The organism is Syntrophomonas wolfei subsp. wolfei str. Goettingen G311 (genome assembly GCF_000014725.1).
Classification (GTDB): Bacteria; Bacillota; Syntrophomonadia; order Syntrophomonadales; family Syntrophomonadaceae; genus Syntrophomonas; species Syntrophomonas wolfei.
In genome coordinates this window covers 1,025,310-1,044,661 of sequence record NC_008346.1, presented here as the reverse complement: position 1 = coordinate 1,044,661, position 19,352 = coordinate 1,025,310, and the positions used below count along the sequence as shown (strand labels likewise).

At 45.0% G+C, this 19,352-nt stretch carries 19 protein-coding genes; 3 read left to right on the top strand and 16 right to left on the bottom strand.

The features are described 5' to 3' along the window. Window positions 1–119: 119 nt before the first annotated feature. The 6 genes from SWOL_RS04655 to SWOL_RS04630 all read right to left on the bottom strand — a co-directional run bounded on the left by SWOL_RS04655 (window position 120) and on the right by SWOL_RS04630 (window position 6,188). Window positions 120–950, bottom strand: a complete 831-nt coding sequence (locus tag SWOL_RS04655; protein WP_011640345.1) for an MBL fold metallo-hydrolase — start codon at window positions 948–950, stop codon at window positions 120–122. 48 nt (window positions 951–998) lie between these two features. Continuing rightward, window positions 999–1,328 carry an AzlD domain-containing protein gene (locus SWOL_RS04650; RefSeq protein ID WP_041427390.1) on the bottom strand — a complete coding sequence of 110 codons (330 nt, stop codon included), beginning with the start codon at window positions 1,326–1,328 and terminating at the stop codon, window positions 999–1,001. After that, window positions 1,315–2,004 (bottom strand): AzlC family ABC transporter permease, encoded by a 690-nt coding sequence (locus SWOL_RS04645; protein WP_011640343.1) that lies wholly within the window; start codon window positions 2,002–2,004, stop codon window positions 1,315–1,317. Before SWOL_RS04645 ends, SWOL_RS04650 begins: the two co-directional genes overlap by 14 nt. Window positions 2,005–2,203: 199 nt before the next feature. Continuing rightward, a complete protein-coding gene (locus tag SWOL_RS04640; protein WP_011640342.1) occupies window positions 2,204–4,153 on the bottom strand; it encodes a transglycosylase domain-containing protein in 1,950 nt (649 codons plus the stop codon). A gap of 466 nt (window positions 4,154–4,619) precedes the next feature. Continuing rightward, the gene (locus SWOL_RS04635) at window positions 4,620–5,255 is read right to left on the bottom strand and encodes a DUF47 domain-containing protein (protein WP_242649364.1); all 636 of its coding nucleotides are present in this window, start codon (window positions 5,253–5,255) and stop codon (window positions 4,620–4,622) included. Window positions 5,256–5,309: 54 nt separating this feature from the next. Further along, window positions 5,310–6,188, bottom strand: a complete 879-nt coding sequence (locus tag SWOL_RS04630; RefSeq protein WP_011640340.1) for a radical SAM protein — start codon at window positions 6,186–6,188, stop codon at window positions 5,310–5,312. Between the two features lie 150 nt (window positions 6,189–6,338). Between SWOL_RS04630 and SWOL_RS04625 the strand changes: the two genes are divergently transcribed. Beyond that, window positions 6,339–6,515: an alpha/beta-type small acid-soluble spore protein gene (locus SWOL_RS04625; RefSeq protein WP_041427389.1), complete on the top strand. Its 177-nt coding sequence runs from the start codon at window positions 6,339–6,341 to the stop codon at window positions 6,513–6,515. A 33-nt stretch (window positions 6,516–6,548) separates the two neighbouring features. On the opposite strand, the gene SWOL_RS04620 is transcribed toward SWOL_RS04625, so the two are convergent. The 3 genes from SWOL_RS04620 to SWOL_RS04610 form a co-directional block, all read right to left on the bottom strand. Continuing rightward, the gene (locus tag SWOL_RS04620) at window positions 6,549–7,013 is read right to left on the bottom strand and encodes an MgtC/SapB family protein (RefSeq protein WP_011640338.1); all 465 of its coding nucleotides are present in this window, start codon (window positions 7,011–7,013) and stop codon (window positions 6,549–6,551) included. 170 nt (window positions 7,014–7,183) lie between these two features. Further along, window positions 7,184–8,638 (bottom strand): IMP dehydrogenase, encoded by a 1,455-nt coding sequence (guaB, locus tag SWOL_RS04615; RefSeq protein ID WP_011640337.1) that lies wholly within the window; start codon window positions 8,636–8,638, stop codon window positions 7,184–7,186. Between the two features lie 78 nt (window positions 8,639–8,716). Then, on the bottom strand, window positions 8,717–8,947 hold the full coding sequence (locus tag SWOL_RS04610; RefSeq protein ID WP_011640336.1) for a helix-turn-helix domain-containing protein: 231 nt from the start codon (window positions 8,945–8,947) through the stop codon (window positions 8,717–8,719). Window positions 8,948–9,236: 289 nt separating this feature from the next. Here SWOL_RS04610 and trkA point away from each other — a divergent pair, with 289 nt between their 5' ends. Together trkA and SWOL_RS04600 are read left to right on the top strand one after the other, a co-directional pair. Then, a complete protein-coding gene (gene trkA, locus SWOL_RS04605; RefSeq protein WP_011640335.1) occupies window positions 9,237–10,589 on the top strand; it encodes a Trk system potassium transporter TrkA in 1,353 nt (450 codons plus the stop codon). After that, the gene (locus tag SWOL_RS04600) at window positions 10,586–12,034 is read left to right on the top strand and encodes a TrkH family potassium uptake protein (RefSeq protein WP_011640334.1); all 1,449 of its coding nucleotides are present in this window, start codon (window positions 10,586–10,588) and stop codon (window positions 12,032–12,034) included. Before trkA ends, SWOL_RS04600 begins: the two co-directional genes overlap by 4 nt. Window positions 12,035–12,082: 48 nt before the next feature. Here the strand turns inward: SWOL_RS04600 and SWOL_RS04595 are convergent, their stop codons facing one another. From SWOL_RS04595 to SWOL_RS04565, 7 genes are all read right to left on the bottom strand, one after another. Beyond that, window positions 12,083–12,352 carry a YlmC/YmxH family sporulation protein gene (locus tag SWOL_RS04595; RefSeq protein ID WP_011640333.1) on the bottom strand — a complete coding sequence of 90 codons (270 nt, stop codon included), beginning with the start codon at window positions 12,350–12,352 and terminating at the stop codon, window positions 12,083–12,085. 13 nt (window positions 12,353–12,365) lie between these two features. Then, window positions 12,366–12,803, bottom strand: coding sequence for a dUTP diphosphatase (gene dut, locus SWOL_RS04590; protein ID WP_011640332.1), 438 nt, complete (start codon window positions 12,801–12,803; stop codon window positions 12,366–12,368). 15 nt (window positions 12,804–12,818) lie between these two features. After that, complete coding sequence (locus SWOL_RS04585; RefSeq protein ID WP_155814131.1) at window positions 12,819–14,093, bottom strand: M16 family metallopeptidase; 1,275 nt, start codon at window positions 14,091–14,093, stop codon at window positions 12,819–12,821. A gap of 157 nt (window positions 14,094–14,250) precedes the next feature. Continuing rightward, entirely contained in the window at window positions 14,251–15,372 is a 1,122-nt protein-coding gene (locus tag SWOL_RS04580) for a D-alanyl-D-alanine carboxypeptidase family protein (RefSeq protein ID WP_011640330.1), read from the bottom strand. Further along, the gene (locus SWOL_RS04575; RefSeq protein WP_011640329.1) at window positions 15,369–16,076 is read right to left on the bottom strand and encodes a polysaccharide deacetylase family protein; all 708 of its coding nucleotides are present in this window, start codon (window positions 16,074–16,076) and stop codon (window positions 15,369–15,371) included. The genes SWOL_RS04580 and SWOL_RS04575 overlap by 4 nt, the downstream gene beginning before the upstream one ends. Window positions 16,077–16,116: 40 nt before the next feature. Continuing rightward, window positions 16,117–16,938, bottom strand: a complete 822-nt coding sequence (locus SWOL_RS04570) for a VanW family protein (protein ID WP_242649363.1) — start codon at window positions 16,936–16,938, stop codon at window positions 16,117–16,119. Between the two features lie 301 nt (window positions 16,939–17,239). Continuing rightward, a complete protein-coding gene (locus SWOL_RS04565; RefSeq protein ID WP_041427789.1) occupies window positions 17,240–19,330 on the bottom strand; it encodes a polyribonucleotide nucleotidyltransferase in 2,091 nt (696 codons plus the stop codon). Window positions 19,331–19,352 lie beyond the last annotated feature (22 nt).

The window sequence follows — 19,352 nt, the reverse complement described above, 5'->3', positions numbered from 1 at the left end:
CGGTAGAATTGAATTTAAAAATAGACGGATTGCAATTCTTTCTTAAATCTTTGGTTTTTACTTTATATTTATTCAGATTCAGAAATCATACCCCCGTATAATTTACTTGCAGCAACCTGTTAGAAAGAGAAGCTCATACCCGTATCTGCCTTAATTACCCTGGGGCCAAGCTCATTTAATAAACGGGCGGCAGCATAGAAACCAGTACAATGGCCAACCGCAATTTTTTCAATATCCATCATTTTCAAAACAGCTATGGTTTGGGCCAGTCTATCTTCGGAAGCCGTTATCAAATGGGTTCCTCCAATAAAAGCCAGTATCTTGGAACGGCCCGTTTTTTCCCGGATGTATTCTATGGTGTTTATCATCCCCGAATGGGCGCATCCACTGATTATAATGAGGCCTTCAGGATGATCTACCAGCAAAGCCATATCATCGAGCAACCTATCTTCAAGTAAGCCATGGTGGGTAGCGACTTTGAAATTGCCTCCGGTATTTTCAAAGCTGTTTCTCCGTGGTATTTCTCCACTGATGAAAACCCCGGGCATGATTTCGCTAAAACTATCAATAAAGATTATTTCAGCGCCATTTTTCACCAGATCCTCTGGTTCAAAGGGGCAGCCGATATTTGGACCCAAACCCTTTTTCCCCTGCAAATAGCGCTGAGAAAAAATACCTGGATGGAGATAGAGCTTTTTGGGCCCGAATCTCTGTAAAAAAGGAATTACCGCGCTGGTATGGTCAAAATGACCGTGACTGATAACCAGTGCTTCAACTTCTTCCAGCTTTACTCCCAGGTTTTCTGCATTTTTAAAAAGGGCATCACTGCTGCCAGTATCAAAGAGGATCTTTCTCTCATCCACTTCTACCAAAGCGGAAAAGCCGTACTCTCCAATCAGGGACGGAGATGGAGTAGTATTTTCCACCAGAATGCTTATAACTGCATTCATTATTTGACTCCTCCTTCGATAAGATATTCTTATCGTTTATGCTTTACTTCATATACTAAAATAATTATATAAAACTGCCATGCTTAAAATACCGGTGACCAGGGTGAAGAACAGGCTTCTGCTTTTTATAGCTACCAAAAATGTAGGTATAAAAGCCCATAAGTAAATATTTCCGGTACTAATATCTATACTACCCCGGGGGGCGATTATGCTCAAGGCAGTCAATGCTCCCAGAACCGCCGGAGCGACAAAAGATAACCATTTCTTTAATGCTTCAGGAAATTCAAAGCGTGATAATATGGCTACGGGCAATATACGAGGTAAAAGACTGACCAGGGAAACCCCGATTATCATTAAGTAAATGCTAGTTGCGCTCATCAATCAACATCCCCAAACTGGCCCCGATTAAGGTAGCAATAATAATGTTAGACAGGTTCTTCATGGATCCAGGCAGCAAGTAGCCAGTTAAGAGGCATATGACAGCAGCGATAATTGCTACCAGAGCATCACTTTTTTTGTTCACCATGAAAACTAGAAGGCAAGTATACATAGCCGGTAAAGCAAAATCCAGACCAAAACGCTCGGTATTGCTAATCATGCTGCCCAGCCAGGCTCCTAAAATAGTACTGCCAATCCAGGATAAATGTGAAGTCAGGTTCAGTCCCGCCATATATGAGATACTGGCTTCCCGTTGCCTATACCGGTTCATGGCTACGGCATAGGTTTCATCCGTGAGGCCATAGGATAAAAAAGCCGCCCAGCGGGTAGGGAGCTTATTTATATAGGGAACCATGGAAGTAGCAAAGAGAGTGTATCTCTGGTTTATTAAAAGGTTGGCTAAAATAGCCGTAATTACTGCTCCTCCCGCCTGCATAACCCCAATAGCTATATATTGCCCGGCACCGGTAAAGCACAAAACAGACATAGCAGTGGCTTGTTGCAGATTCATTCCGGCTTCCGTGGCCAGAACACCAAAGGCGAAGCCCAGAGGCAAATAACCTAAAACAATGGGTATTGAATCTTTTATACCTTCCCGGAGCTCCATATTACGCATTTTTCTCTCCTTGTTGGAATAAGCAAAAGCCCTTAATGCAAAAGGACAGCTAAGGAAATTCTACCATTAAGGGCCAGAGCTAGCCAGCAATAATTTGGCAAGTGAGAAAATCGTAGTATGGATAAGGCATGATTTCAGGGCTACCTGAAATACGGCAAAAGATTTGGATATATTTAGATACTTCCCGCATCTCCCACCTTTATGGAGACCAGCTTTGCCACCAGGGAAAGATACCGTCATCAAGGCTCCCCTCATTTTCTTCACGGTGTTCATAACATATATCTTCGGGCTCGCTCCCCTCTACAAAAGCCATTTCCACTTGCCGGGGGCAGGATTCGCTGGCAACCAGCCCACTATCCAGGCAGATATTGAGCAGTCTTATATTATCCGGACGATAAAAATCACCTTCGGCCAGCCTCCGGGAAGCTCCCTCGATAAAATTAGCCCAGATCGGCCCGGCAATTACCCCACCGGAAATATTAACATCCCGGTTTTTGTCATAACCCACCCAAACCGCACAAGAAATACGGGGAGTAAAGCCAACAAACCAGGCATCCTTGAATTCATCAGTAGTTCCCGTTTTCCCCGCAGCAATCCTATCTCCGAAAACGTTGCGCAGGTGTGCCCCCGTACCACCCGCTTCCAGTACTCCTTCCAGGATATTGGTAATTATATAGGCATTATCCTCCCCAATTACCCTTCTCTGCTGGGGGCGATTTTCTTCTAAGACCTTTCCGTTTCTATCCGTTACCTTTAATATGTAGTTGGCATTACTGTATAGGCCGCGGTTGGCAAAAACCGCATAGGCCAAAGCCATATCTATGGGTCTGACCTCACTGGCACCCAAAGGCAGAGAAAGCACCGGCTGAATATTACTGAAACCAAATTTTTCCGCGTAGCTGGCGGCAGCTGTTGGACCTAAGATACTGTTTACCCGAACCGCAACCACATTATCCGATTTCATTACCGCCTCTTTCAAAGTAAACTCGCGCCAGTGATAGGGTTCTTTCCCATAATCGGTAGGCCGGTAAATATCACCATTGGGTAATTCATACTCCACTTCTTCACACATTATTTTATCAGCCGCAGTAAAACCGGAATATAGAGCCAGTGAATACATAAAGGGCTTGAAGGTCGAACCTGGTTGGCGCTTGGAAAAAACCCGGTTGAAGGTTGAACTGGCATAGTCCCTTCCTCCAATGAGCGCTCGAATCCCTCCGTTACCGGAATCCACTGCTACCAGAGCCGCTTGTAAATTGGGATCATAGGCCTCTAAGCCTGACTGCAAAGCCTGGTTGGCAGCCCGCTGCATATATAGATCCAGGCTGGTATAAACCTTCAAACCCCCTTGATATATCATTTGCTCTCCATATTTTTTACTCAAGTAATCCTTTACCAGCGCAATGAAATAGGGGGCTTCCCCTTTAATATAAGTGGTTTTTTCATATTGGAGCTTCTCTTCCGCGGCTCGGGCTTTGCTTTCTTGATCAATATAGCCTTCTTCCTGCATCCGTTGCAGCACGACCAACTGACGCTTTTTTGCTGCTTCGGGATTGATATAGGGATCGTAGTTGCTGGGCCAGCGGGGAATACCGGCCAGAAGAGCCGATTCCGCCAAGCTTAAATCCCGGGCGCTTTTACCAAAAAAGGTGCGGGCGGCCACTTCGATACCATAGGCTCCCTGGCCGAAGTAGATGGTATTGCAATACATGGTTAAGATCTCATCCTTGCTATACTGTCGCTCTAATTCCAGAGCATAAAAAAGCTCCTTAAACTTACGCAAAAAAGTGCGTTCATTGCTCAAGAAAAGGTTCTTGGCAGTCTGCTGGGTTATAGTACTTCCGCCTTCTACAATCTTTCTCTCCCTGATATTTACATAAATGGCCCTAAAAATCCCTGCCATATCAATACCGTGGTGCTGGTAAAAATTCTTGTCTTCCACCGCGATTATGGCTTTGATAAAATAGTCCGGCATTTCACTCAGCTCAATATTAATCCGGTTTTGCTCCCCCAGTCCCTTTATTGCTTCACCATTAACATCATATACCACTGATGCCTGGGGTACTTCGATTCGGGGCAAAGACCATGTAAAGCCCATATGGCAAGTTATTAGGGCCAAAATTATGCTGCTAAGGATAAATTTACGCAAATGGTATCCCTCCTTTTAGTAAAATACCCCAGTTTTATAATCTTTATCCCTGGCAAACGGAGGACAGAAGACGGAGGGCGGAAGGCGGAGGATAGAAGAAGAAAAAATTACGGCAAAGAAAAAGGGAACGGGGCAGGTATGCCTGATGCTCCCTCTGGTCGTTATTGAGGTAGAGCGGTATACTTGCACAAGCCAATGCATAATTATTACTTTACGCAATGGAATCGCGCTTGTAAGCTTGTAATATAACGAGGCGAAATATGTCCCCCGCTAAGCGAACGCCTATTTACAAAACAGGCAGTGGGTTCTAATCCCCCCGCCTCGTTGCAGCGGTGTGTTGAAACTGCTTCGTAGTTTCTTCCGATGCTAAAAAAAGAAGGGATAGGAAACAACTACCTACCCCTTCCGATGTCTGACTACCGACGACTGATGACCCCCTTCTGCCTTCCTTGGAGCCATAAGAATATTAAGAATACTTGACACAAATATTACTGATTAATTCCGCCACATCCTGAACATAATCCTGAGCCATTTCAATATGTTCATAGACTTCGCGCCATTTTATTATAACAATTGGTTCCTCTTCATTTTCGAATAAAAGGGCCAGGCCCTGGCGATAATGATTATCCTGTTTTCTTTCCAACTGTCTTATTTCTTCACAGCATTCCAAAATTTCTCTCTTATTGTGCTCTAAACTCTGCAGCAGGTTTAAAGCTCTTTCCTGCAGAAACAAAGCTTCACAGAGAACGTTTACCATTTCTTTTACCCTCTTGTTGGGCCGTCCGGTTTTATATAAAATCATACGGTCAATAATCCCGGTGATATAATCAAGGGTTGTGGATAGTTTCTGTGCCAGTTGAAAGGCGTCTTCCCGATCAAAGGGAAGAATAAAACTGGTGTTCAAGCGCCGTATCAGTTCCTGAATAATCCGATCTCCTTCATGTTCCATGGCGGTTAATTTCGCCATCTTAATATCCAGGTCGCTATAATCATTGACCACATTCTGCAGTATGTCCCCACCTCTTACTACTACACGGGCGCTTTCACTGAATAACATAAACAGCTGCTCGTCTTTGGTGCCGAATAAACGCAATTGTTCCACCCCCTGATTTGAATTTTACATAAAAAGAAGATTAATTATTATTAGCCCTAATACTTAGAGTGCCCTTAAATAGTCGGGGCGAAGGTAACGGGCATCATTCCGGTTAATTATGGTATTGATCAAATCCATGATATTTTCTTTATCTTCCGGGAACCTTCCTTTGATAGGCAGGTAATTGGAAGCGTGGTTACTGCGAAATTCTGTTCCCTCAAGTTCTAAATTCTCTATCATGATACGCATTTCGTCCAGGATTTCAAAAGGACCCGGCAGTTCAAATTCCCCTCTTTGCATTTTCCGGTACAGAGGTGTACGCGGTTCCAGCATCAGGGTTAAAGCACCAACATAGTCGGGATTCATTTCATTCAGGATCTGAGCTGTTTTGCGGGCATGATCAACTGCCTGCGGAGTTCTTCCTGCCAAACCTAACAAAACTGTAACCGACAGGAGAATACCAGCTTCCCGAATCTTTTTTCCTGCTTCAACCATTTCTTCGTAAGTTACCCCTTTTTTTATATCTTTTAGTAGCTCGGGGTCTCCGGTTTCCACACCCAGGTAAGCAATAGTAAGCCCAGCCTCTTTTAATCTTTTAAGCTCCTCGATATCTTTAGAGAGGATACTGTCGGGACTGGCGTAAATCCCAATATGCCTTAGGCTATAAAAATTCTTTTTAAGCTCAGCAATTATTTTTACTAAATCACCGGTTTCAACCGCCAGCGCATCTCCATCAGCCAGAAATACCTTTTCCAGATCTCCATAGTATAATTTAGCCATACGAATATCGGCCATTACTTCGTCCAACGACCTGACCCGGTACTTCTTGTCTTTATACATGGAACAAAATGTACATCTATTATGAGAACAACCTATAGTGACCTGCAGTATATAACTCCTGGCCTCACTGGGTGGACGGTAAACACTTCCTTCATATCTCATGAATTATTACCTCCTTGGCTTTATTTAATTTTATACAATAAGTCGTATTTTGTGAAACACTCTACAAATAAAGCTTTAAAATCTAGCCATAATTCTAATTATATTATCACAAAATACTAAATGGGTGCGGGAATTAAGGAGGTTTTTCGATTGAGCCGTAAAAAAGGCCTGATGTCCGAACAGCTCAAATATGAAATTGCCCGTGAACTTGGAGTTGACCAGTTGGTGTCAACTCAAGGTTGGGGTGCTGTATCTTCCCGAGACTGTGGCAGCATGGTAAGTAAAGCAATCGAAATGGCCGAAAGGAGTATCTCCAACCAGCTGTAATAGAATCGAAATAACCCGCATTCAAAAGGGGGATTATTCCCCCTTATCTATTCTATGTTTTTCCGATAGTATTTTCCATAAATAATTCTTACATCTAATCAGGCGATCGGAAAAGCAAAAAATAATTATAACCAAAAATGTGGCCAGAACCATGGCCTGTTGCAATCCTGCACCAATCAACATTCCTAAAATAGCCGTTATCCATAAGCTGGCCGCCAGAGAAAGCCCGCTGCCGCTTCGTTTATCTTCAGCCATCCAAATCAACCCGGTGCCAATAAATCCTATAGCTGATATGATTTGAGCAGAGAGCCTACCCGGATCGCTGTAAAATGGATTGCCGAGGTTTCTAAAAAACTCATTGGAAACAATCGTAAGCAGAGCTGCCACCATACAGGTGATGGCATAAGTGCGGGTAGTAGATATCGACCTGTCAGTACTTACACCCAAAATAAATCCCATAATAGCAGCCAGTACTATGCGCCCGACCCAAATCTCCATACTGTCCCCCTAGCCGGAACCACAACCACCGATGAAAAGCAAGCCATTCCGTTTTCCGGGCCTGCCACAGGGACGGTTCTTGTGTCAGATTAGCATGTCAAGGGGACGGTCCTTTTAACACTGCAATTTACACCTTACCCCTGACGACCATTCCGTCCTCCGTCTTCCTACTATATTACCTGGTAATTTGGAGCTTCTTTGGTAATGGATATATCATGTGGGTGGCTTTCAATCAAACCTGCATTGGTAATACGAATAAAATTGGTCTTGCTTTGCATTTCCTCGATATCCTTCACTCCACAATAACCCATACCGGCTTTCAGCCCCCCGATAAGTTGGAAAATGGTTTCAGATACATAACCTTTATAGGGGATACGACCTTCTATACCCTCGGGTACCAGCTTATGGGCATCTTCCTGGAAATAACGATCACTGCTCCCCTGCACCATAGCTCCCAAAGACCCCATTCCACGGTAAACTTTGTAGCTTCTGCCCTGGTATATTTGTGTCTCGCCTGGACTTTCATCAGTTCCCGCCAAAAGATTACCTAACATTACCGTATCTGCACCGGCGGCAATGGCCTTGGCGATATCCCCCGAATATTTTATGCCGCCATCAGCGATTATAGGTACATTATGTTTTTTAGCTACCTGGGCACAATCAAAAACGGCGGTTATCTGAGGAACACCGATTCCGGCTACTACCCGTGTGGTGCAAATAGAGCCCGGACCAATTCCCACCTTTATGGCATCAGCCCCCACTTTTATCAATTCTTCGGTGGCTTCCGCGGTAGCTACATTACCGGCAATAAGCTCAATATCCGGAAATTGTTTCTTTATGGTGGCTACCATTCTTATTACGCTTAGCGAATGGCCGTGAGCCGTATCCACTACAATCACATCCGCCCCGGCTTTTTTAAGGCATTCCACCCGTTCCAGGGTATCATGGGCTATGCCAACAGCTGCCCCCACCAGCAATCGTCCCCGCTGGTCCTTGGCAGCATTGGGATATTTTGAGGTTTTTTCGATGTCCTTGATGGTTATTAATCCCATTAAATTAAAACTGTCATCGACTAAGGGGAGTTTTTCTATCTTGTATTTCCTGAGCAAATCCATAGCCTGGTCCATACTAGTGCCTACCGGCGCTGTAACCAAACCTTCACTGGTCATTACATTTTTTATAGGTTGGTTAAAATCGGTTTCGAAACGTATATCCCGGTTGGTAATAATTCCAACCAGCTTGCTCCCCTCGGTAATAGGCACTCCCGATATATGATAGTGCTCCATAATATCAAGAGCATCCCGAATAATATTGTCCGGCGACAGAAAAAACGGATCTGTTATAATACCATGTTCGGAACGTTTTACCCGATCCACCATTCTAGCCTGTTCTTCGATAGACATATTCTTGTGAATTATGCCAATGCCGCCTTCCCTGGCCACAGCAATAGCCATTCTGGTTTCAGTAACCGTATCCATCCCCGCACTTAAAATAGGAATCACTAGCCTTATATTACGACTTAGCATAGTAGAGACATCAACATCCTGGGGGAGAACCTCAGACCTTCCCGGAACGAGCAGCACATCATCAAAGGTGAGACCTTCTTTGCCAAATTTCTCACTCATTGTCTGGCCCCCTTTAGAAATTTAGAATATAGTATCCTATTATTCAGCATTTTTCAAGGTGAACCCTGAATAATATGCTCAATCTCCACCCATTACCGAACTAATTCCATAGTGAAGGAAGTGTTGATGAAGAGACTCCACTGTTTCTTCACTAACCCGAAATTCCTCCGCTATCTCCTCTTTGCTTTTTCCGTTTTTTATACAATCCAATAGTTCATCAAAATCAACTCCCGCTTCCCGGCTCATTTCCTCCAAAGAAGGTATCCTGCTCCAGGGCGGAAAAGAACCCTGTCCATTGTTTTGCTCCATCTATCGCACCTCCTAAACTTGTCCTTCTGATGTCTGATGACCAACGACTGACGACCAATAATCCCCCTCACCCCTCACCCCTCACCCCTTACTTTTCTTATTATGCCATTATTGTCTTTTATCATGTACCAAACGACCATTCCCCCTTTCGTCCTCCCCCTTCCGTCTTCCGTCCATGTATTTATAATAAAAAGATGCCCAAAGTATTAAAATATGATAGAATCGCAGTGAAATGAGTGATATGAAGCAGGATTGTTAATCAAAATTCCTTTTACAGGTGGGTAAGCTTATGAAGGCAATTATTATTGGTGCAGGAAAAGTAGGATTCAGTATGGCGGAGATGCTTTCCGAAGAGAATCACGATGTAGTAGTAATCGAGCAATCCCCAGAAAGGCAGCAGATTCTTGAAGACACTCTGGATATTCAGGTTATCAATGGCAGCGCTTCAAGCTTTTCGGTGCTGGAGGCGGCCGGGGTAAGGGAAGCTGACATTCTTTTAGCCGTAACTGAGTTTGATGAATTAAACATGCTGGCCTGTATGCTGGCCAAGCAGTACGGTACCAGGGTTACTGTTGCCCGGGTGCGCAATACTGAATATTTGGAGCTCAAACACATCTCCTTAAACCAGCTTATGGGTATCGACCTCATCATAAATCCGGAACGGGTTACTGCCTTTCACATTGCTCAGATTGTTAAAAATCCAGAGGCTTTGAATGTGGATTACTATGCCGAGGGCAAGGTGCAGTTGGTAGAACTCCGCATCCAATCAGATTCGCCTCTGGTAGGGAAAAAGCTAAAAGATGTGGATAGCTCTTTGCCCTATAATATCGTTTCTATAGTTCGTAACCATAAGACGATAGTCCCCCGGGGTCAGGACACTTTTTACCCAGGTGACCATATCAATTTAATGGCTCAGAGTACTAACATTGTTGAAGTGGAAAAGCTCCTGGGCTTTTATCGTCGAACAATAAACCAGGTTACCATATTGGGAGGAGGCCGTACCGGTTATCACCTGGCCCAGATCCTGGAAGAACAAAAAATCGGTATCAAGATAATCGAAAAGGATTTCAAACGCGCCGAAAAAATATCGGAGAAATTAAATAATGCCCTGGTAATTCACGGGGATGGCAGCGACTATCAATTGCTGGATGAGGAAAATGTAGGCCAATCCGATATCTTTGTGGCGGTAACCGATGACGACAAAATTAACATGCTCTGCTCCCTTATAGTCAAAAACCTGGGAGTTAAAACCACCATCTGCCAGCTCAAACGCTTTGAGGTTATTCCCCTGGTTGAACAAATTGACATCGATATTGTCCTCAGTCCCCGTATTCTTACCGCTGGTGCTATATTAAAATATATCCGCCGGGGGGATATTGTTTCGGTAACGGTTCTGGGCGAAGAGAAGGCGGAAATGCTGGAACTGTTTGCCCAGCCGGGTTCGATAGCGGTTAACAAAAAGATTCAGGATATTAAATTTCCCCGCGGTTCAGTAGTAGGCGCAGTGGTAAGAGGAGAGCAGGTTATAGTCCCCGATGGCAATTTCAAGATTGATGCCTTTGACCGGGTTATTGTTTTTACCCTGCCCCAGGACCTGCCTAAAGTGGAAAAACTCTTTCTCAAGGGGGCCTGGCTCTTTTGATTAGAACTCGTGTAATACTGGGCTACCTGGGAAGAATCATTTTGATTATCGGTATCTCCATGCTGTCGAGTGTGCTCTGCTCCCTTTATTACCGAGAATCAATAATAATCCCCTTTAGCCTGGCTGCTGGAGTAACTATTGTCACCGGGCTCTTACTGGTTTTCTCTGCCGAAAAGCAGGCCATTCATTATAAAGAAGGCTTTGTAATTGTCAGCCTAGGTTGGCTGCTGGCCTCCCTCTTTGGCAGCCTCCCCTACATCTTTACCGGCTGTCTGCCTTCATTTGCCGACGCTTTTTTTGAGACCGTATCCGGTTTTACGACTACCGGAGCCAGTGTAATAAGCAATGTGGAAGCAACCCCCAAAGGCCTCTTGTTCTGGAGGAGCCTTACCCAATGGCTGGGAGGCATGGGTATAATCGGGCTTTTCGTGGCTATTATTTCCGGTATGGGAGCCCAAGCCAACCACTTGTTTAAAGCTGAGGTTCCCGGACCCGTTGCCAATAAAATCAGCCCCCGCGTACGGGAAACCGCCAAAAAGCTCTGGATAACTTATATCGTCTTGAGTGTTTGTTGTACGGTTTTGCTATACCTCTTTGGCATGAATATCTTCGATTCCCTTTGCCACACTTTTGCCACTATGGCTACCGGTGGCTTTTCTACACGCAATGCCAGCGTCGGTTATTATAACAGCCCCCTCATTCAGTGGACCCTTACCCTATTTATGTTCATTGCCGGGGTCAATTTTACCCTGCACTATCTGGGGTTTAAACAACGCAATTTGCAGGTTTACCTGAAAAACCGGGAGTTCCTATTTTATACCGCCATTGTCGTTGTTGCTAGTCTTTTAGTAACTCTTTCCCTTAGCCTTGGCGGGAGTGAGCTTTCTACCGAAGGCAAACTGCGGGCGGCCTTTTTTCAAGTGGTTACCATCGTTACCACCACGGGATACAGCAGTGTTGATTTTGAGCTCTGGCCTAATATGGCCCTGGGTATTATCTTCCTTATGATGTTTGTGGGAGGTTGTGCGGGATCAACCGGTGGAAACATCAAACCAGGGCGCTACCTGATATTGCTGCACCGGTCAATTATCGAAATAAAAAGGATTATCCACCCTAAAGCGGTGATTTCCCTGCGTTTTAACGATAGGATAATAAGTGATAGCCTCTTGATCAATGTCCTGCAGTTTTTCTTTCTCTACATAATGTTTTTGGCCCTGGGAACCATTGGCCTGAGCTGCCTGGATGTCGACCTGATTACCAGCTTAACCGCCGCCGCCTCCTGCCTGGGCAATATCGGTCCCGGCCTGGGACAGGTAGGGCCTATGGACAATTACTCTTTTATCGCCGATAGCGGTAAATACCTCCTAAGCCTCCTGATGCTAATCGGCCGCCTGGAAATCTATCCCCTGCTCCTCCTCTTCCTCCCTGATTTCTGGCGAGAATAAATAAGCCTTAAACCCTTACCCATTACTCCTAACTTTCTATTAATCTTGTTATAGCGAGTTGTTCTTCAGCCGCATGTGGGTATTGTTCACATCAACTACAATAACCTCACGACCAATCTTCTTTACCGCCTCCCAGGGAATAACCATTTTTTGCCGGTCTACCCAAAAGCTTAAGGCATTGTTGCGGTTAGGAAGTATGATAGAAATAATTAAACCGCTCTCTTCGTCAATAAGCATATCCGAGTCCCCTACTGTTCCCATTCGCATCCCGTCATATATATTGACCATTTCTTTTCCCACCAGCTCATTAAGCCGCACCAAAAACCCTCCTTCAAATACCGGTATGACCAAATCCCCCCGCTCCACGCAAAGTTTCATCCAGGGATTTAACTTCCATAAATTCGGCCTTTTCCACCCGGGAAAAGACCATTTGGGCAATCCTTTCGCCCCTTTTTAGAATATAGTCTTTGTCCCCCAGATTTATGACAATCACTTTTATCTCTCCCCGGTAATCAGCATCGATGGTACCGGGGGTGTTCAAGAGAGTTATGCCATACTTCAAGGCCAATCCACTGCGGGGGCGTATCTGGGCTTCATATCCTTCCGGAATGGCCAAGGCCAGGCCGGTGGGAACCAGCACGATTTTACCGCTGGGGATCAAAATTTCCTCATCTACAGCCGCATAGAGATCCAAACCGGAGGAACCCGGGGTCATGTAACGGGGCAAAGGCAAGTCATGGGAGTGCAAGCGGTTAAAAAGTACTTTCATCTTTTCCTCTCCTTTCTAGCCCCACCATTTGTGAAATTCCTTCTCCACCTGAGGAAGAACCTCGGCCGGTCCAATAGCCGCCAGGGAAAAAGCCGGTTTTTGCAAGATGTTGGAAGAGAAGCTCTGTATCTTGCCAGCATCAACCGCAAGGATTTCCTTGATTACATCTTCTACGGGAATCACCCGGTTATACATCAAAAAAGACTTGCCCAGGCGGCTCATGCGATTCATTACGCTTTCCAAACCCAGGTACATACTGGACTTGATCAATTGCTGGGTTCGGCTTACTTCCCGCTCACTAACCCCTCTGCTCACAAAAAACTCCAGTTCATGATACAGAGCCTCAAAAAAAGTAGCTATCTTACCCGGACCGGTACCGATATAGAATGAATAAGAGCCGGTATCGGAATAAGTGGAGGGCGAGGAATAAACAGAATAAGCCAGGCCCAATTCTTCACGAATTTTTTGGAAGAGGCGGGAACTCATCCCTCCTCCCAGTATACTGTTCATAACGTTCTGCACATAGCGATTCTGGTCAAAATATGATATCCCGGGAACTCCCAGGCAAATCTGCACCTGTTCGGTTTCCTTTTCCAGCAGTCTTACAAAACTGGAATACTCCGAGTGCTTGGGTTCAGGCCAATTTACCTGAGTTAATGGCTGCCGGACCAGACATTTTTCCACCTGCTCTTTTATGAGGTTTTTATCTACATTGCCGGCCACAGCTATTACCATATTAGAAGGAACATAACATTTTTTATAGAAATCAAATATTTCGTCCCGGCTGAAAGCAGATACCGAATCCAGGGTTCCCAGTATGGGGGAACCCATGGGATGCCCCTGCCAGAGGTTGCGGGCAAATAAATCGTGTATTAAATCATCCGGGGTATCTTCATAAATATTAATTTCCTCGATAATTACCTCTTTCTCCGTAGCAAAATCCCGGGTAGCAAAGGTGGAATTAAAGAGCATATCAAAAATTATCTCCATAGCTGATGAAATATTTTCATCCAGGGTCCGGGCATAAACACAGGTAAATTCTTTGGAGGTAAAGGCATTCAGCTGCCCTCCTATCTCTTCAAAACTCTCCGCAATATCCCGGGCTGACCTGCTTTCGGTACCCTTAAAAAGCATATGCTCGATAAAATGACTGGCTCCCGCTATTTCTTCCTTTTCATGTCGGGAACCCAGTTTGATATAAACCCCCAGGGCGGCCGATTTCAAATAGGGAATCTCCTCCACTATCAGCCTGGCCTGCTTGTCCAGTAACCATGTATTTATCACTTCCATACCTCCATGTAAAACATATAATCTTATTCTATCCGATTCCAGGACAAAAAAGATAGCAGAGCAAGTTTTTTCACTATAGCAGTTTAGGGCTCAACTGCAAAAACTCCTTTTGATGCAGAAGGGTGCCCTCTCACTCCTCACTTTCCTTACAAATCAGTTAAGGTAAAATAAAGTCCTTAATTATCCTTTGGAAGAGATTGGCCTGCCGGGTAATATTATCCCCGCAAAGCAGCGGTATACTCTCAACCAGCTTTCCATCAGCATAAACCACCAGGCTGCCAACTTCTTGCCCCTTGCTCAGCGGAGCTTGCAGTTCATATTTCATATTTACTTTTTTCTCGATATCGGGGCTATTATCTCCTACCCAGAGATAGAGATCCCGAGCTGGATATATCTTAACCTTAGGAGTTTTAGCATTTAATACCCGTAATTCTTTAAACGGAGTAGAAGCATTGATTATTTGCTGATAATAGCTATCCTTGAATCCATAATTAAGTAAACGCGCACAATCGCCTGCTCTATCGCTGGATTTTAAAACAACGGCTATTAAATGGCGTCCATCCCGGGTGGCGGAAGCCACCAGACATTTCCCCGCAGCGTTGGCCGTACCGGTTTTAATACCATCAGCTCCCTGATAGCTGCCCAGCAAGGGATTGGTATTGCTTATCCTTAAAGGCTGACTATAAGAGGGGTGCTTAAAATCGCTTTGCCGGGTAGCCACCAGTTCCTTGATTTGGGGATGGGATTGAGCATAACGGCCAATCTGAGCCAGATCACTGCAGGTACTGAATTGTTCACCACCCGGGAGACCGGAGGCATTGCTAAAACGGGTATTAGAGGCGCCAATTAAGAAAGCCTTTTTAGACATCAAGTGAGCAAATAAGCTCTCATCCCCGGCAATATGTTCGGCCAGGACCACAGCCGCATCATTGGAAGATCGGATAAGGGCCACTTTCAGCAGTTCACCCACTGTAATCCTTTGCTCCGCCTTCAAACCAATGCTATATTCGGGGGTTCGGGCAGCCTTGCTGCTTACTGTGGCTTCTTCATCCATGCCGGCATATTCGATTGTTAGGATGGCCGTCATCATCTTTACCGTACTGGCAACAGGACGAGTTTCGTCCCCGTTACTGGAAAGTATCAACTGCCCACTTCCCCCATCCATCAAGCAATAGTAGGGGGAGCTGATATAAGGAGCCGCATTTACGGGAGAAGCTATTAGCCCCATAAATAACAGTAATAGTATAATAAATCTAATTCCCTTGCTAAAACCCCTCAATTATTATCTCCTTTACTATTATCTCCTTTACTCTGCTTGATAATTTTATCGATAGTAAGCATTTTATAACCGTCTTGCTTAATTTTCTCCAAGATGGCAGGAAGAGCTTTAACGGTGGGGTCTGTAGGGTGCATCAAGATAATGGCGTCGTTATGCAACTTGTTGCTGACTCTTTTAACAATGGTTGCCGGATCAGGGCGCTGCCAATCTATCGTATCAATGCTCCACATAATAAGCTCATAATCCAAAGCAGCGACCACATTCAGCAATTGCTGGTTATATTCCCCATAAGGGGGAGCAAAAAACCGGGGTTTTTCACCTACGGTCTTATTAATAATCTCCTCGGCTTTTCTTATTTGCTCACTGGCTTCTTCCGCTGAGATATTATTAAAATGCAAATGTTTGTATCCATGGCTCTGGATACTATGTCCGGCAGCTTTCATTTCTTTTAAAAGCTCCGGATTTTTTTCTGCCCACTTTCCGCTAACAAAGAAGGTGACCTCAGCCTGGTTTTCTTTAAAACTTTTGAGCATCTGAGGGATATATTCCTCACCCCAATCCACATTGACGGTTATGCCCACCGCTTTCTCTCCGCTGTTGCCCTGATATATGGGATCAAGCACCCTGGAAGCTACACTGCTGTCATCCCCGCGCATAAGTAAGATTGTGGTGAATACGCCCAGCAGCAAAATGGACATCAGCATTACTATTAGTTTTTTCCGGGAAACAAAATATATTTTCAGTTTAATCTTCCTCCCCCAAAATATTTACCCATACCTTACCCCGGTTGATTCCGGCCTTGATGATCAATGGACTACCTGTATTATTGGAAAATTTGAGATCCAGATCTCCATAGCTTACCGTAGCGTCTTTACCCTCAGCTACATAATGAACCCTCCGGCTGTGCAGATGACGCTCAATTATTTTCAGGCCGGCCTTTCCAGCCGCATTAAAAACCGTTGTTGCTACCTGGCAAACCCCCCCTCCATAGTCCAGTTCGCTGGCCCCCATTAAAAACACCGGTGCCGGCATATAACCTCTCTCCGGAGTTCTGGGACCTACTGTTTCATTAAAAGAAAATTCCTGCCCGGGCCATAGCAGGCTATTGTTAACACTGCTGCAGGCCAGGGAAACGTTGGTATAACGCTGGTAAGTCCCGGTAAACCAGGTTTCGTAGTAGCCCCGGCTCAAGGTTATTTTTTGCAGGTCCCGGCTGGAATAACGGGAAGGAATTGCCCGCATCAGCAATTCCAGCTTGTCGCCTTCTTCTGCTTGCAAAGCTTTACTCACACTGCCTTCAATATCAACTATGCAGCCTTCCTGCTCGGGAATTACTTCTCCTGTTTCTTTGTCTAAAGCCGGTTCCAAAGGTAGTTTCTGCTCCTTAAGAGCCATATTCTCCACCAGCAAACGCAGTTCGCCTGGAAGCAAGCCTTCTAGCTTCTCTCCGGCCATAGTAACTCCTGGTTTAACTCCATATATTTTTCGTTCCACCCGGTCAAGCCAGGCAGTAAATAGCGAAATGCTGATAAAAAAGCATAAGAGAAATAAAGCCCTGCTGTTCACTTTGATGGTATGGAATCCTAAAAAATCGTTCTCACTCCTCCCGGCTTTTTTCTACATTAATATTCCTTGGCATCTACTACTATTCAATTTTTGCTTGAAAAAGAAAATTACTGCATTAAATGCAAATAAACCGAGGTTACTCGGTTTACTTGGAATAATCTATGCAGTTGCCAATAGAAGTGAGGAGTGATGGGTAAGGGGTGAGGGGTTTAAGTTATTTCCCAACACATCTTACTATTCAAGCGCCTAACAACAACTCATTTTTCATTGGTGGTTGCTGCCTCGGGCCATGGTAACTTAATTATTTTTTAACAGCGCTTTTTAATACAGCTTTACGGGAAAGGTTTACCCGGCCTTGTCTATCAATTTCTGTAACCTTGACCAGTATCTGATCCCCGATGTCCACCACATCTCTGACTTTGTTTACTCTTTCCTCGGCCAGCTGGGAAATGTGTACCAGGCCTTCTTTTCCTGATGTTCCCAATACCCCGGGAATGATTTCCACAAAAGCCCCAAAATCCATTATGCGCTTAACGGTTCCCATGTAGGTCTTGCCCACCTCAACTTCAGCCACAATGGATTCCACAAAAAATCGGGCCTTTTTCGCGGCCTCTTCATCTGTAGCCATTATAAACAGGCTACCATCATCTTCAATATCAATTTTGCAACCGGTCTCATCGACTATTTTATGAATGGTTTTGCCGCCAGGTCCAATAACTTCCCGGATTTTGTCCGGGTCTATCTGCATACGGATCATCTGCGGGGCATAAGGAGAAAGTTCCTCATTAGGCTTATCGATGGCTTCGAGCATCTTCTTTAAGATAAACATTCTGCCTTCACGGGCCTGTTTAAGTGCAGCTTCGACTATTTCACGGTTAACCCCGGTAATTTTTATGTCCATCTGCAGGGCGGTAACCCCTTTTTCGGTTCCAGCCAGTTTGAAATCCATGTCTCCTAGAGCATCCTCTATTCCCTGAATATCACTCATAATGGCAAAACGCTCGCCTTCTTTGACCAGTCCCATGGCAATACCAGATACCGGAGCTTTAATGGGAACACCGGCGTGCATCAGAGATAGCGTACTACCACATACACTCCCCATAGAGCTGGAGCCATTTGATTCCAAAACTTCAGAAACTACCCTTATAGTATAAGGGAATTCTTCTTCCGATGGTATTACTGCCAGCAAAGCCCGTTCAGCCAGGGCTCCGTGACCAATTTCCCTTCTTCCCGGACCACGCATAGGTTTGGTTTCACCAGTGCTATAGGGAGGGAAATTATAGTGATGAATATATCTTTTTTTCTCTTCGATTCCCAGACCATCAAGCCGTTGTTCTTCACTGATGGCTCCCAGGGTGGTAACCGACAAAACCTGGGTCTGACCGCGGGTAAAAAGACCTGAGCCATGAGGCCGGGGCAGGAAACCAACCTCGCAGCTTACTTTCCTGATTTCATCAAGCTTTCTCCCATCAACCCGTTCCCCTTCCTCCAGAGCCATCTTTCTAACCACGGCTTTCATGGTCTCGTCCGATACATCGGCAATCAATTTTTCTTCTTCCGGATAGCTCTCGGTAAAGTGCTGCAAAACAGATTTCTGGGAGGAATCCATCTGGTCTTCCCTCGTCTTCTTATCTGGATTCTTGACCGCTTCTTCAAATAGTGGAGTAGCAAATTCGACAACGGCCTTTTTTATTTCCTCATCCAAAATCGGAATTTCCACCTGCATTTTGGACAGGCCAACTTCTCTTATGATATTTTCCTGAAAATCTACTATTTTCTTAATCTCTTCATGAGCAAAGAAAATAGCATCACGCATAGTTTCCTCAGGAACCTCATTGGCTCCTCCTTCAACCATCATGATAGCCTCTTTGGTTCCCGCTACCGCCAGGTGTAGATCGCTTTTCTGGTGTTGCTCCACTGTAGGATTAATAATCAGTTCCCCATCCACCAGTCCCACTATTACTGCCGCTACTGGACCAGCAAAAGGTATATCAGAAATAGAAAGGGCAACAGAGGCTCCGGTTATAGCGGTAACATCTGGTGCATTATCTTTCTCCACCGATAGAATAGTGGCTACTACATGTATTTCATTCCGGAAACCTTTAGGGAAAAGTGGGCGGATAGGCCGGTCAATCAAGCGAGCAGATAGGGTAGCCTGGGCTGTAGCCCGGCCTTCTCTTTTAATGAAACCTCCTGGTATTTTCCCTACCGCATATTGTTTCTCCTCGTAATCAACCGTTAGCGGGAAAAAGTCAATTCCTTCGCGGGGCTGTTTGGCAGCTGTAGCTGTGACCAATACAACTGTATCGCCATATCTCATAAGAGCAGCTCCATTGGCCTGCTGGGCAACTTGTCCTATTTCCACAATTAATGGTCGCCCTGCTACCTCCATTTGATACTTCTTAACTATCACG